This is a genomic window from Mycobacterium asiaticum, from assembly GCF_001673365.1.
Lineage (GTDB): Bacteria > Actinomycetota > Actinomycetes > Mycobacteriales > Mycobacteriaceae > Mycobacterium > Mycobacterium asiaticum_A.
Window position 1 is genome coordinate 25,897 of record NZ_LZLS01000184.1, and the last position, 14,545, is coordinate 40,441.

The window sequence follows — 14,545 nt, forward strand, 5'->3', positions numbered from 1 at the left end:
CCGGGGAGGGCCGGACGCGCTGATTGTCGGCCCTCATGACGTCTCTGCTCGACGACAGGTCGCGTTTCGTCCGAACGCGTGTTGCCGCCAACGCGCTCAGTGCCAACCGGATCAGGGTTGAGTTCCGCAACTGGCTCGATCGTCACTTCACGCTTGGCGCCGAGCGGTTCAGCGACCTGGTGCTGGCGGTCAGTGAGGCCTTGGCAAACGTCGCCGAATTCGCCTATGCCGATTCGCCGGATGCCGATTCACCTGGTCACGGGACGATGGACGTCAGCGCCGACTACGACGCGGCATCAGACACCCTCGCGGTAACGGTCAACGACCGGGGGCGCTGGCATCAGCGCGTCGAGAAGCGGGACTTCAGCCGCGGACGGGGCATTCCCCTGATGCGGGCACTGGCCGACCACGCCGACATCCACGGCACCCCGAACGGCACCCAGGTCAGGCTGACCTGGAATCACCTGACGCGGTGACGTTTCGCAGGGCTGAAGTTCCGCTCGACTCATTGACTGAGCCGGAATAGGCGCTTACCGTCTGTTACATACGCTACGCGTCGTCGCGTAATAAGCATCAGCCCTGGTTCCTCGCCGTGGAGGCATTCATGTTCGACCTGAAAATCATCGGTGGCACCGTCGTGGACGGCACAGGCGCCGAGCGCTACCGCGCCGACCTCGGCATCAAAGACGGCAAGATCGTCGACATCGTCCGGCGCGGCGCCGACGACCCCGAGCTGGCCGGCGAGGCCGCCGAAACCATCGATGCGACGGGACACGTCGTGGCGCCGGGATTCGTCGACATCCACACCCACTATGACGGCCAGGTGAGCTGGGACGCGTCCCTCGAACCGTCGAGCGGTCATGGCGTCACCACGGTAGTGACCGGCAACTGTGGAGTGGGGTTCGCGCCGGTGCGACCGGGCAGCGAACAGTGGCTGATCGAGTTGATGGAAGGTGTCGAAGACATCCCCGGCACCGCGCTCACCGAGGGCATCACCTGGGGCTGGGAAACCTACCCGGAGTACCTCGACGCGATCGGCAAGCAGAAGTTCGCGATCGACGTGGGCAGTCAAATCGCGCACGGCGCCGTCCGCGCCTACGCCATGGGCGAGCGGGGCGCCCGCAACGAGCCGGCCACGCCCGAGGACATCGAGGCGATGGCCCGATTGGTCCGGGAAGGCATCGAGGCCGGCGCGCTGGGATTCTCGACGTCGCGCACGATGGGGCACCGCGCGATGGACGGCGAGCCCGTCCCCGGAACGTTCGCGGCCGAGGAAGAGCTGTTCGGCCTCGGCCGCGCGATGGCCGCCGGCGGTCAGGCGGTGTTCGAGCTGGCCCCGCAGGGCTCCGCGGGCGAGGACATCGTCGCCCCTAAGAAAGAACTGGAGTGGATGCGGCGGCTGGGCGCCGAGATCGACCGACCCGTCTCGTTCGCTCTGATCCAGGTGGACGCCGACCCGAAATTGTGGCGCGAGATGCTAGACCTGTCCGCGGACGCGCACGCCGCTGGCAGCCGGCTGCACCCGCAGATCGCGGCACGCCCGTTCGGCATGATGATCGGATTCCAAGGACACCATGGTTTCAGCCATCGACCCACCTACCGCCGACTGAAGGCCGAGTGCACCCGAGAGGAACTCGCCCAGCGCCTGGCCGATCCCGCGGTGAAAGCCGCGATCCTGTCCGAGGACGACCTGCCCGTCGACCCGAACCTGTTGTTCGACGGGATGTTCGCGTTGGTCCAGCACTCGCTGCACCGTCTGTACGCACTGGGCAATCCGCCCGACTACGAACCCACTGTGGAACGCACCGTCGGCGCGATCGCCAAAGCGCGCGGCGAGGACCCGCTGTCCACGCTTTATGACCTGATGCTCGAGTCCAACGCGACCAACATGCTGATGCTGCCGTTGTTCAACTACGCCGACGGCAACCATGACGCCATCCGGGAGATGATGCTGCACCCCGCCGGCGTGCTGGGCTTGTCCGATGGCGGCGCACATTGCGGAATGATCTGCGACGCTTCCTATCCCACGTTCCTGCTGACCCACTGGGCGCGCGACCGCCGCCGCGGCGAGAAGCTTTCGCTGGAGTACGTGATCCGCAAGCAGTCTCGTGACACCGCGCACCTGTTCGGACTCACCGACCGTGGCACCATCGAGCGGGGCAAGAAGGCCGACATCAACGTGATCGACCTGGATGCGCTCAGGCTGCACCCCGCTGCGATGGCGTTCGACCTGCCAGCCGGCGGCAACCGGATCCTGCAGGGCGCAAGCGGTTACGCGGCAACGATCGTCAGCGGGGCCGTGACCCGTCGCAACGACGTCGACACCGGTGCGCGCCCCGGCCGATTGGTGCGCGGAGCGCGATAGGGGTCTGCGCCCGTGACGACCACCGAGGGCAATCCGACCCGCACCCGCGACGAGGACGCGATCGGCACCCCACCCGCCTCCCCTACTTTGGTTCCGGCCGAGCGCTACTACTCCGCGGAGTTCGCTGCGCTCGAGATTGACCGGATGTGGCCCAAGGTGTGGCAAATCGCCTGCATGGTCGACCATGTTGCCGAGGCGGGTGACTACTTCGAATACCGTTGCGGCCCATATGGAGTGTTGATCGTGCGCGGGGACGACGGCGTGCTGCGCGCCTTTCAGAACGTCTGCCGCCACCGCGGCAACTCGCTATGCGTAGGCTCAGGTGGCGGGCTACGCGAACTCAAATGCGGCTACCACGGCTGGACCTGGGACCTGGCCGGTGCGCTCAAGCGGGTGCCCAACCGCAAGGGCTTCGGCTCGCTGAAGATGTCCGAATTCCCGTTGATCCCTGCGAAAGTCGACACCTTCGAAGGCATGGTCTTTGTCAACCTGGATCTCGGCGCGATGCCGTTGCTCGACTATCTGGACGAGATTCCGCAAGACATCGCCTGGTGCAACATCGGCGACTTCCGTTGCTATGCCACACTCACCGTCGAGGTCGAGGCCAACTGGAAAACGATCGCCGACGGCTACAGCGAGACCTACCACGTCCAGACACTGCATCCCGAACTGCTGCGCTGCGTAGACGACATTCATGCGCCGCAACAGATTTGGACCCATACAGGTAAGTCCGACCAGCCCTACGGCGTGCCGAGCCCTCGCTTCGATGGAACGCTGAGCGACGAAGAGGTCTGGGACGCTTATGTTTACACTCAGGGCGCGCTGATGGGTGTGGCCGAGGGGACACCGATGCCGGCGCGTGAGCCCGATCAGACCGTGCAGGATCTGATCGCCGCGCGCACACGGGCGTTCGCCGCCGAGCGCGGTGTTGATCTGGACTGGGCTGACACCGACCGGATCACCCGGCTGCACCAGTACAACGTGTTTCCCAATATGACGTTTCTGGCCAACGCCGACCATCTGACGATCATGTGTTCGCGGCCAGGCCCGGACCCCGATCACGGCGAGTTGGTGATGTTCCTGATGACGCGGATGCCGCCGGGGGCGGGGCGCAACAAGCCTGCCGATGTCCGGATGTCCGCGGCCGATGCTGAACCCGGAATCGTTCTAACCCAGGACATCCGGGTACTCCCGGGCTTGCAGCGCGGGCTGCATCAGCCGGGTTTGACGCACCTGGTGTTGTCCAACGAGGAGCTCCGCGTGATCAACATGCACCGTAATCTTGAGCGCTACCTTGAGTTGCCCGAATCGGAGCGGATGACCGGGGGCGACACAGTGCAAGACAGCCCGGGGCACTACTGATTGCCGGCAAGTAGTTGGAGTTCAGGTTTCGGGGTGAACTCAGGGCTTTCGGAGTGAACTGAGGGCGCCGAAACGGCAAGAATCCCGCCCTATCTGCACACTGAAAACCGTAGGTTCACAGTCAAATCCGTAAGCGCCGTGATTCAAGTATCCCGATTTTCGGCACGATGTGAATGCTTTGCATCGTCACGCGTGACGCGCCGCCTCTTGGGCAAGTTGGACACGAGAGGTCAGACCCAGCTTGGTATAGACGTGCGTGAGATGGGTCTCCACGGTGCGCGGTGAGATGAAAAGCCTTGCGGCGATGTCCTTGTTGCCCAATCCTTCGCTGACCAACCGGACGACGTCCAACTCAGCCGGGGTAAGTGATGCCCACCCGGTGGACGGACGTTTGCGTTCGCCGCGGCCGCGCCGGGCATAGGCAATCGCTTCCATTGTGGATAGGGCGGAACCTTCGGCCCGTGCCGCGTCAAAGTCGTTCTCGCTCATGGCCTCTCGTAACACCGCGACCGTCTTTTCGTAATCGGCCTGGTAAATCACATACCGCACTTCACCGGTGCGGTCCCGGATACCCTCCGCCGCGCCGAGCAACCTGGCCGCCTCCGGATAGCTCCCGGCTTGGGCAGCCAACCCAGCGAGACCGTCGAAGACATCGGGCACGCCAAGCTGCGCTCCGGTAGCGGCCGCGCACGCTAGCGCTTCGTGCTCATCACTCTCGGCCGCTTCGATGCCCGCTGGGTGGCCTTCAGCAAGGGCCACGCGGGCACGGGTATTCAGCGCGAGTATGCGGAAATAACCGGTGGTCGCCGCGACCCCCCCATCGGCCCACAGCCGGGCGGCTGCGACATCGCCTGCCGCCAACTCAGTTTGGGCTCGCCACATCAGGTTCGTCGAAGTCCAGCCGGCGTCCGGGATGCGGCCATAGGCCTTCGCGAGCGCGTCCCTGGCACCCGCAACGTCTCCCGCGGCCAGTCGTGCCCAACCCAACGCGAGATAGCCGAGTCCGTCGATAGCCGTGCCGAGTTCGGCGGCGTACTCGGCCGCCGTTTCGGCGGCGGCCAGTGCCGTTTTCGTCTTGCCATGCCTTCCCAGGACGAAGCTCTGCGCCATCAAGGCGTTGAAGCGGCTAGACAGATCATCGGCGGCCTCGGCATCGGCGAGTAGGTCGCGCAACTCGTCCTCGGCGCCTTGGAGTTCACCGCGCATCGTCCGGCCACCGGCGATACCCCAGAGGCGGCACTGACCCGAGGCCACTCGGTCACCGATCGCGTCGGCAAGGTCACGCCCTTCAGCGGCGGCGGCCTCTGAGATCGAGCCGCCAGCGATAGTCGCCGCGTACGCCTGGAAGCCGAGCAGCTGGCTCAATCTCCATTTGTCGCCCAGGCCGCGTGCCAGCTCAATGGCCTCGGCGAAGTACGTTGCTGCCTGTTCGGGATTGAAGGCGGCCGTTCCAATGCAGCCGGTGAGAGCACGGACCAGCAGGGCAGGGTCGTCGAGTTGTCGAGCGATCGCCAGAGCTTCGGTGGCCTGCTCCCTCCGCGCCGGCACGCCGACCCACCCGTCAAGCAGTGCCACGTCGGCCAGCGCCCGCGCCAGGACCGCCGGTGCCACCTCGCAGTCGACGGTATTCAGGTCGGCCAGAGCTTCGTCGATCCAACTCAGCCCTTCGTTGAGACGTCCTCGCGTGAGCCACAACGGCTGCAGCGACGACGCGAGCTGCAAGGCCAACTCGGTGTCACAGTTTTCTCGACTCCAGGCAAACGCCGCGCGCACGTTGTCGATCTCGACTTCTGTTTGCTCGACGCGACGTTGATGTCCGGTGTCGGCTGGTGCGTCGAGCCGGGCAGCCATCGCCGTGTAGTAGTCACGGTGCCGCGTTCGCACCGCGTCTGCCTCACCGGACTCGCCGAGCTTCTCCAGCGCGTACTGGCGAACCGTCTCCAGCAGCCGGTAGCGGGTGCGGCCACCGGTGTTGTCGGCCATCACCAGCGACTTGTCCACCAGCAGCGTGAGCTGGTCAAGCAGCTGAAAACGCTCGGCCTCATTGCCGCCGCCTACCGCCCGGGCGGCGGCGAGATCGAACCCGCCCATGAACGGCGCGAGCCTTCGGAACAACACCCGTTCGGGCTCGGTGAGCAACGCGTGTGACCAGTCCACCGATGCGCGCAACGTTTGCTGGCGGCGTACCGCTACGCGCCCGCCACCGGTCAGCAGACGGAAGCGGTCGTGCAAGCTGCCGAGAATTTCCTCGGCTGACAGCGCCCGCAACCGGGCCGCGGCGAGTTCGATGGCCAGCGGCATGCCATCGAGGCGTCGACAGATTTCGCGTACCACCCGAATGTCGTCGCTCGCGTCGAAATCCGAGCGCGCGCGGCGAGCGCGGTCCACGAACAACTCGATGGCCTCGTCGTCCAGCGCGAGTGACGGCACCCGCCAGGTCACCTCGCCGGCCACGCCGATCGGTTCGCGGCTGGTCGCTAACAGCGTCAATGCCGGACAACCGCTCAGCAGCGCGGTGCTCAGCGCGGCACTCGCATCCAGCAGGTGCTCGCAGTTGTCCAGCACCACCAGCATCCGGCGGTCCGCCACGAACCGGATCAGCGTGTCGGCCGTCGAGCGACCCGGCTGCTCGGTCAAACCCAGGACACCCGCCACCACCACCGGCACCAGATCGGGATCGGCGACCGGAGCGAAGTCGACGTACCACACTCCGGCCTCGAAGTCGGCGGCCAACCGGTCGGCGACCTGGATGGCCAGCCGCGTCTTGCCGACTCCGCCCGCGCCGGTCAACGTGACCATCCTGTCGGCAGCGAGCGCCAGCCGCAGGCCGTCGATCTGCGCGCCGCGGCCGACGAAACTGGTGAGCTGCACTGGCAAGTGTTCGGAGGCAACGATTTTCGACGTTCTCAGCGGCGGGAAATCGTTGCGGATATCCGGGTGACAGAGCTGCACCACCCGTTCGGGGCGAGCGACACCCCGCAACTCGTGCCTGCCCAGATCGGACAGCCACGCGTCGGCCGGAAGCGTGTCGAGGACGAGATCCTCGGTGGTGCCCGACAACACCGTCTGGCCGCCGTGGGCAAGATCGCGCAGCCGCGCCGTTCGATTGACCGTCGGGCCCACATAGTTGTTCTCGTCGCGCAGTTGCACCTCACCGGTGTGCACACCAATCCGCAGTCGGATCGGCGTCAACGGCGCGCGTTGCAAATCCAAGGCGCAGGCCACCGCCTGGCTCGCCCTGGTGAACGCGATGACGAAGCTGTCCCCTTCGCCCTGCTCGACCGGGCGCACGCCGTGGTGGGTGACAAGCAGGCCGTCCAGTATGCGATCCAATGACGCGACGGCAGCGGCCATCTCGCCCGGCTGGGTTTCCCACAGCCGCGTCGAGCCCTCGACATCGGCAAGCAGCATGGTGACCGTTCCGGTTGGCAGCACCTCGCTCCAGTCCAACTCCGCGCGTGGATGGGTATCGGTCATGCTAGCCAGCATCTCGGGGTAGCGGACCGCGAACATCGGGGAAATCCCGTATGCCGCGTGTGTTCACGCTGCGCTTACGGCGCGTTCTTCTCGGACTTTGCCGCCACAGCCGCAGAATCAACGTCCCCCAAATTTGCGGGTTCGCCCGGATGGTTCGGCGATTGACGTGGCAGACAGTGATCAGCATGACTATCACCACCGCCCACGCCAGCCGACCCAGCTTTTTCGATGCGGGTCTCCCATCGATCAGTTATGGACACGCACAACATCCCGACGAAGCCCACGCGATCGTCCGCCAAGCCCGCGAACAGGCGCCGATCGCGATCGGACCCTACGGACCCGAACTGCTGAGCTACGAGCTCGTGCGAACCGCGCTGCGCGATCCGCGGTTTCGGGTTCCGCAGGGGATGTTCCTTGCCGCACAAGGCATTACGTCTGGCCCGCTGTGGGACCGCGTCGTTGCCAACATCCTCAGCCTCGACGGACAAGAGCACTGCCGGCTCCGCCGACTGGTGAGCAAGGCCTTTACCCCCGCGGCGACCGTGCGCCTGCGCACGACGATTACCGACATCATCACCGAGCTGGTCGACCGGCACAGTGCCCGCGGCGCCTGCGACGTCGTCTCCGACGTCGCCCGTCAATTCCCGATTCCTGTCATCTGTGCGTTGCTGGGCGCACCGCCCGCGGACTGGGAACTGTTCTCCGACTGGACCGATGACATCCTGCAGGCATTCAGTTGGGAGGCCGCCGCGGCAACCCCGGCCATCCTCACCGCCTGGGACGCCCTCGACACCTACATCGACGAGATGGTCGCCCGACGACGGCGCGCTCTGACCGACGACCTGCTATCGCAGTTGATCCGCGCCGAAGATCCCAGTTTTCCGGGGGATCGGCTCAGCTCCGACGAACTGCGGATGCTGGTCGCCGCACTGCTGCTGGGCGGCACCGACACCACCCGGCACCAGTTGGGTGCGGCCGCACACGCGCTGTGCGATCACCCCGAGCAGTGGGCCCTGCTCGGCCGGTATCCAGAGTTGGCGGCCGGCGCCGTCGAGGAGCTGATCCGGCATTCGCCCGTCACGTTCGTGACGCTGCGGACCGCCCTCGAAGATGTCGAGCTCGCCGGCGTCACCATCCCCGCCGGCACGATCGTCGTCATCAACACCGGATCCGCCAACCGCGATCCGGCGGTCTACGACGATCCCGATCGTCTCGACATCCGCCGCTCCGGCGTCCCACCGATCCAGACGTTCGGCGCGGGCGCGCACTACTGCCTCGGCGCCAACCTCGCCCGGCTCGAATTGACGGAGGCCCTGACCGTCATGACGCGGCGGATGCCCAACGCCCGCCGCACCGGCCCGGCTCCATGGAAACCGGTGAACGCGCTGGGCGGGCCGATCACCCTGCCCATCGAGTTCGACACCATCGCTTAGCCGCCAGGCAGCGAGCAGCGCCGAGTCGTTAGCATCTATCGCAACCTCGAGCGCTACTTGGACCGACCGAAGGCGGAGCGGATGGGCATGCGGTTTGCAGGTCTGTCCGACATCGGCCGTCTCCGGGCCACCAACCAGGACCGGTGGGGCGCCGATCCCGACCAGTCGTTGTTCATGGTCGCCGACGGTGTTGCGTGCAGCACCGACGGCGCATTGGCGGCAGCCCTGGTGGTGGAGTTGCTGCCGACCTATGTCACCCGGCATGTCAAACCGGACGCGATACCGGGCGAAGCTGACGATGCGGCCGAACCGCTCGGGCGCGCGATCGTCGAGTTTTGCGACGACTTTCGGGCCTTCGCTAACACCGATATCCGCGCCGCGGGGGCTAACACCACGGTGGTGGCCGTGGTCATCGCGGGCTCACGCGGTCTGGTCGCGCATCTCGGAGACAGTCGGGCCTACCTGTTCCGTGACGAGCGGCTGCAGCAACTGACGCGTGATCACAGCGTGATCCAGGATCTGATCGATGCCGGCGAGGTCTCGGTAGAAGACGCCGAGCGGCACCCGGCACGGGCCACGCTGACGCGGCACGTGGCGATGTTCCCGCGCGCGCTGCCCGATGCAGCGACGTTCGACCTGTTGCCCGGTGACCGCCTCCTACTGTCCAGCGACGGCCTGCACGGGGTTGTCGACGAGGCAACCTTGGAGCAGATTCTGAATTCGCAACCAGATCCTGCCGATGCGTGCGAGGCCATGATCGAAGCCGCGTTGGCCGCCGGCGGGCCGGACAATATCACCGCCGTTGTGATCGACCCGCTCGACTGACCCCTCGCGACCGATCGCGGGCTCACGTTAGGGTGCAGCGGTGAAAACGGACCAGTCGACACACTTCGCCGAATCCGCAGACGTCGTGGTGGTCGGTTTCGGTGCCGCGGGCGCCTGCGCCGCCATCACCGCCCGCGAACAGGGCGCCGACGTGATCGCCTTGGATCGAGCCAATGGTGGCGGCTCGACGGCTCTTTCGGGTGGAATCATCTACGCCGGCGGTGGCACCACCATTCAGCAACAGGCCGGCGTGCAAGACACCGCCGAACAGATGCTGACGTACCTACGGCTAGAGGTCGGTGACGCCGTCAGCCCGCAAACGCTGGAATCATTTGTAGCCGGCAGCCCGGAGATGATCCGCTGGCTCAGCGATCACGGTGTCCCATTCGATTCAACCTTGTGCCCCTACAAGACTTCCTACCCGAACAACCGCTACTACCTTTACCACTCGGGAAGTGAGAACGCCGGCGCCTTCCGCGCACACACCCCGCCTGTGCAACGCGGGCACCGCGTGAAGGGTAAAGGCGTGTCGGGCAAGAAGTTATACGTCCCGCTGGCCGAATCCGCACTCTCCCTTGGGGTTCAGTTCCATCCCCACACACTGGCGACCAAGCTGTTGCAGGATGCCACCGGCCGCGTCACGGGCGTGGAGGCAACGACGATGCACTACGCTCCGGCCCGCATCCGCCGGCTGTATGCGAGGCTGGCCGCGCTGTCGACCAAACCCGGCATCTACTACCCACCGCTGCGTACCCTGACGGAAGGCCGGATGCGCAGGTTGGAACGACGCTACGCTCAGCCGGTCCGGGTCGAAGCGCGCCGGGGCGTAATCGTCTGCGCGGGCGGCTATATGGCCAATACCGAGTGGGTGCAACGGTACGCACCGCAATACCTGGGCGGTCTGCAACTCGGCACCAGTGGCGACGACGGCAGCGGTATCGCCATGGCGCAGAGCGTCGGGGCGGTCACCGAACGGATGGATAACGTCTCCGCATGGCGATTCATCACGCCGCCAAGCGCTTTCATCAACGCGATCATCGTCGACGAGCAGGGACAGCGCATTATCGACGAGACCCGCTACGGTGCCGCGGTCGGACATGCCATGGTGCGCCGCCACAACAGCAAGGGGTGGATCCTCGCCGATGCCGCCTTGATGAAAGAGGCGCGCCGCCAAATGATCAAGCAGCCCTTGTGGTTTCAGCGCGCTCAGTCCGCGGCGCTGATGTTCCTCGACTCGGTCAAGGGTGCGTCGCTGCGCGAAGTGGCCCAACGCGCCGGCGTCGACCCCGACGGCCTGACGGCGACGGTGGAAGCGCACAACAACGCAATCGACAATGGCACTGCGGACCCGGCCGGAAAGCCAGCGGACTTCGTGCGCCGCATCGGTCGACCGCCGTATACGTTGCTGAACATCTCTATTCGGCCCAACCTGCTCAACCCCACCCCGATGCTGACCCTCGGCGGCATTCGGGTCGACCAGAGCACCGGGTCGGTCCTTGACGAGACGGGTGCGGCAATTCCCGGTCTGTTCAGCGCGGGACGCACCGCGACCGGAATCTGTTCCAATTCCTATGTCAGTGGACTTTCGTTGGCCGACTGCGTGTTTGCCGGTCGTCGCGCCGGAAAACACGCGGCCGCCAATCAGCGAGCCGATCGCTGAATCACCAGCTCGACACTGGTAGCCACCAGATCCGGTTGGTGGATCTGAATGAAATGGTCGCTACCGGTTGCCGAGATGTGCGGTGTCTGCGGCCGAAGCGCGACAAGGGCATTCGCCGCGTCGCGCCAGGCCTGTTCCAACTTCGCACCCTGCTCGGCCGGCAGATCCGGCGGTACCAGAAACGGCTCCGTCCTGGTCAGCACGACGGTCGGCACCGGCGGGAATGCGTCCGCGGCGGCGACCTGCGCGACACTGCGGTCGATGTCGACTGTCTCGAAAGAATCTGAGTCCGCCAACTGCGGCGGCCGACCATCCAACGCCTGCCTATACGCCGGCCAGTCGGGTCCCATCAAGGCCGGAATCTCGACCCCGAATGCGTCGACGAACACCAGCCCCCGAACCTGATCGGGATAGGTCTGGGCGAACAGCCGGATGAACAGGCCGCCCAGCGAATGGCCGACCAGCACGTACGGGCCCGAGATATGCGCCGCGTCGAGCAAGGCGTGCAGATCTGCGACCACGTCGCCTGCGGTGCGCGGCATCGTGACGGCTGAACTGCGACCGGCCAGAGTGGGTGAACCGGAAAGCCGCAACGTTCCGGGCCGGTCGTAGGCGCAGACGCGGTGTTCGCGGGCCACGGCGGGAAGCACGGCTGGGCCGGCCGCGGGGGCTGCCGCGTCGGATGCACTCCATGGATCCGAGGAGTTGTGATAACCGGATTCCAGGACGACCGTCGGGTTGCCCCAGCCCCGACACTCGAGATACAGGTGCCGCCCGTTGCCGATATCGACGGGACCGGCAAAGTCGCCGCGGGGCCCTGTCGCGGGCGCGGGGCGGCTACCCGGCGGTTGGGCACCACAGCCCACCAACTCAACCACCATCGCCATCGTCATGGCCACCGTCATGGCCATCGTCGCGAGGATCCTCAGCGGGCGCATTGGGTCATTCTGTCGGCCCGGCGCTCAACCCATCGGGTAGGTCACCCCACTCGGTTGCTCGGGAACCTTTTGATCGTCATTGAGAACGAATCGGTGATCTGTGACTGCCCAGAGTGCGGCGGCTGTCTTAATCTCGGATACCGATCGTGCGTTAGGGTCGCTGTTGTGGCTGGCGATGAAATTTGCCCCTCACAATCCGACCGACACTGACGCCGGGAGAACACGCATGAGCGCCGAGCAGCCGACCATCATCTACACGCTGACCGACGAGGCGCCGATGCTGGCGACCTACGCTTTTCTGCCGATAGTGCGCGCCTTCGCCGAGCCGGCGGGCATCAAGATCAAGACCAGTGACATCTCGGTGGCGGCTCGCATCCTCGCGCAGTTTCCCGACGACTTGGACGAGGATCAGCGCGTTCCGGACAACCTGGCCGAGCTGGGCAAGCTGACACAAGATCCGGACACCAACATCATCAAGCTGCCCAACATCAGCGCCTCGGTACCGCAGTTGGTCGCGGCCATCAAAGAACTGCAGGGCAAGGGCTACAAAATCCCCGACTTTCCAGGCAATCCGAAGACCGACGAAGAAAAGGAAATTCGCAAGCGCTACGCCAACGTGTTGGGCAGTGCGGTCAATCCGGTACTGCGCGAAGGCAATTCAGATCGTCGCGCGCCCAAGGCGGTCAAGGAGTACGCCCGCAAGCACCCGCACAGCATGGGCGAGTGGTCGATGGCCTCGCGCACGCACGTCGCGACCATGAAGCATGGCGACTTCTACCACGGCGAAAAGTCCATGACGGTGGACCGCGCCTGTGACGTGAAGATGGTGCTGGAGACCAAGAGCGGCGAGACCATCGAGCTCAAGCCCAAGGTGTCGCTGTTGGAGGGCGACGTCATCGACAGCATGTTCATGAGCAAGAAGGCGTTGATCGAGTTCTACGAAGAGCAGATGGAGGACGCGCACAAGACGGGCGTGATGTTCTCGCTGCACGTCAAGGCGACGATGATGAAGGTCTCGCACCCCATCGTGTTCGGGCATGCGGTGCGCATCTTCTACAAGGACGCTTTCGCCAAGCATCAGGAACTCTTCGACGAGTTGGGCGTCAACGTCAACAACGGTCTGTCCGACCTCTACGACAAGATCGATTCACTGCCGGCGTCGCTGCACGACGAAATCATCCGGGATCTGCACGCTTGCCACGAACACCGGCCCGAACTGGCGATGGTCGATTCGGCCAAGGGAATTTCGAACTTCCATTCGCCCAGTGACGTCATCGTCGACGCGTCCATGCCGGCGATGATCCGGGCCGGCGGCAAGATGTACGGCGCCGACGGGCGGCAGAAGGACACCAAGGCGGTAAACCCCGAGTCCACCTTCTCCCGCATCTACCAGGAGATCATCAACTTCTGTAAGACCAACGGCCAGTTCGACCCGACGACGATGGGCACTGTGCCCAATGTCGGGTTGATGGCCCAGCGGGCCGAAGAGTACGGCTCGCACGACAAGACTTTCGAGATCCCCGAGGACGGCGTCGCCAACATCGTCGACATCGAATCCGGTGAAGTGCTCCTCACGCAGAACGTCGAGGAAGGCGACATCTGGCGGATGCCGATCGTGCGTGACGAACCGATCCGCGACTGGGTCAAGCTGGCCGTCAACCGGGCCCGCAACTCGGGAATGCCGGTGCTCTTCTGGCTGGACCCGTACCGCCCACATGAGAACGAATTGATCAAGAAGGTCAAGACCTACCTCAAGGAACACGACACCGAAGGTCTGGACATCCAGATCATGTCGCAGGTGCGGTCCATGCGTTACACCCTTGAGCGCCTGATCCGCGGCTTGGACACCATCGCCGCAACGGGCAACATCCTGCGCGACTACCTCACCGACCTGTTTCCGATCCTGGAACTGGGCACCAGCGCCAAGATGCTGTCCATCGTGCCGCTGATGGCCGGCGGTGGCATGTACGAGACCGGGGCGGGCGGTTCGGCACCCAAGCACGTCCACCAGTTGGTTGAGGAGAACCACTTGCGCTGGGACTCGCTCGGTGAGTTCCTGGCGCTGGGCGCCTGCTTCGAAGACATCGGCATCAAGACCGGCAACGAGCGGGCCAAGATCCTGGGCAAGACGCTCGACGATGCCATCGGCAAGCTGCTGGAGAACAACAAGAGCCCGTCCCGCAAGACCGGCGAACTCGACAACCGGGGCAGCCAGTTCTACCTCGCTCTTTACTGGGCGCAGGAACTCGCTAGGCAGGACGACGACGAGGAGTTGAAGAAGCACTTCGCCGCGCTGGCCGAAACGTTGGGCAAGAACGAAGAGAAGATCGTCTCCGAGCTCAACAAGGCGCAGGGCGAAGAGGTGGACATCGGCGGCTACTACTACCCGGACGCAGAGAAGACCGCGGCGGTGATGCGGCCCAGCAAGACGCTCAACGACGCCCTGGATTCTGCGTAGCCGTCGTCCCCGAGCCGAACCACACTG

Annotated in this window: 9 protein-coding genes; 7 read left to right on the top strand and 2 right to left on the bottom strand. The window is 65.1% G+C overall.

What is annotated here, in order from left to right:
• Nucleotides 1-35: 35 nt before the first annotated feature.
• The 3 genes from A5634_RS20020 (at nucleotide 36) to A5634_RS20030 (ending at nucleotide 3,727) form a co-directional block, all read left to right on the top strand.
• Entirely contained in the window at nucleotides 36-476 is a 441-nt protein-coding gene (locus A5634_RS20020) for an ATP-binding protein (protein ID WP_065145765.1), read from the top strand.
• Nucleotides 477-604: 128 nt separating this feature from the next.
• Nucleotides 605-2,365, top strand: coding sequence for an N-acyl-D-amino-acid deacylase family protein (locus A5634_RS20025; RefSeq protein ID WP_065145847.1), 1,761 nt, complete (start codon nucleotides 605-607; stop codon nucleotides 2,363-2,365).
• A 12-nt stretch (nucleotides 2,366-2,377) separates the two neighbouring features.
• Nucleotides 2,378-3,727, top strand: coding sequence for an aromatic ring-hydroxylating oxygenase subunit alpha (locus A5634_RS20030; protein ID WP_065145766.1), 1,350 nt, complete (start codon nucleotides 2,378-2,380; stop codon nucleotides 3,725-3,727).
• A gap of 186 nt (nucleotides 3,728-3,913) precedes the next feature.
• Here the strand turns inward: A5634_RS20030 and A5634_RS20035 are convergent, their stop codons facing one another.
• On the bottom strand, nucleotides 3,914-7,204 hold the full coding sequence (locus A5634_RS20035) for a helix-turn-helix transcriptional regulator (protein WP_065145848.1): 3,291 nt from the start codon (nucleotides 7,202-7,204) through the stop codon (nucleotides 3,914-3,916).
• A 185-nt stretch (nucleotides 7,205-7,389) separates the two neighbouring features.
• On the opposite strand from A5634_RS20035, the gene A5634_RS20040 reads away from it, so the two are divergent.
• The 3 genes from A5634_RS20040 (at nucleotide 7,390) to A5634_RS20050 (ending at nucleotide 11,122) form a co-directional block, all read left to right on the top strand.
• The gene (locus A5634_RS20040; RefSeq protein WP_065145849.1) at nucleotides 7,390-8,637 is read left to right on the top strand and encodes a cytochrome P450; all 1,248 of its coding nucleotides are present in this window, start codon (nucleotides 7,390-7,392) and stop codon (nucleotides 8,635-8,637) included.
• Between the two features lie 81 nt (nucleotides 8,638-8,718).
• Nucleotides 8,719-9,462, top strand: coding sequence for a PP2C family protein-serine/threonine phosphatase (locus A5634_RS20045; protein WP_065145767.1), 744 nt, complete (start codon nucleotides 8,719-8,721; stop codon nucleotides 9,460-9,462).
• 40 nt (nucleotides 9,463-9,502) lie between these two features.
• Nucleotides 9,503-11,122: an FAD-binding protein gene (locus tag A5634_RS20050; protein WP_065145768.1), complete on the top strand. Its 1,620-nt coding sequence runs from the start codon at nucleotides 9,503-9,505 to the stop codon at nucleotides 11,120-11,122.
• On the opposite strand, the gene A5634_RS20055 is transcribed toward A5634_RS20050, so the two are convergent.
• Nucleotides 11,104-12,060: an alpha/beta fold hydrolase gene (locus A5634_RS20055; protein WP_065145769.1), complete on the bottom strand. Its 957-nt coding sequence runs from the start codon at nucleotides 12,058-12,060 to the stop codon at nucleotides 11,104-11,106. The two genes, A5634_RS20050 and A5634_RS20055, sit on opposite strands and share 19 nt — an antisense overlap.
• Nucleotides 12,061-12,286: 226 nt before the next feature.
• Here A5634_RS20055 and A5634_RS20060 point away from each other — a divergent pair, with 226 nt between their 5' ends.
• On the top strand, nucleotides 12,287-14,518 hold the full coding sequence (locus A5634_RS20060) for an NADP-dependent isocitrate dehydrogenase (protein WP_065145770.1): 2,232 nt from the start codon (nucleotides 12,287-12,289) through the stop codon (nucleotides 14,516-14,518).
• The last annotated feature ends 27 nt before the right edge of the window (nucleotides 14,519-14,545 follow it).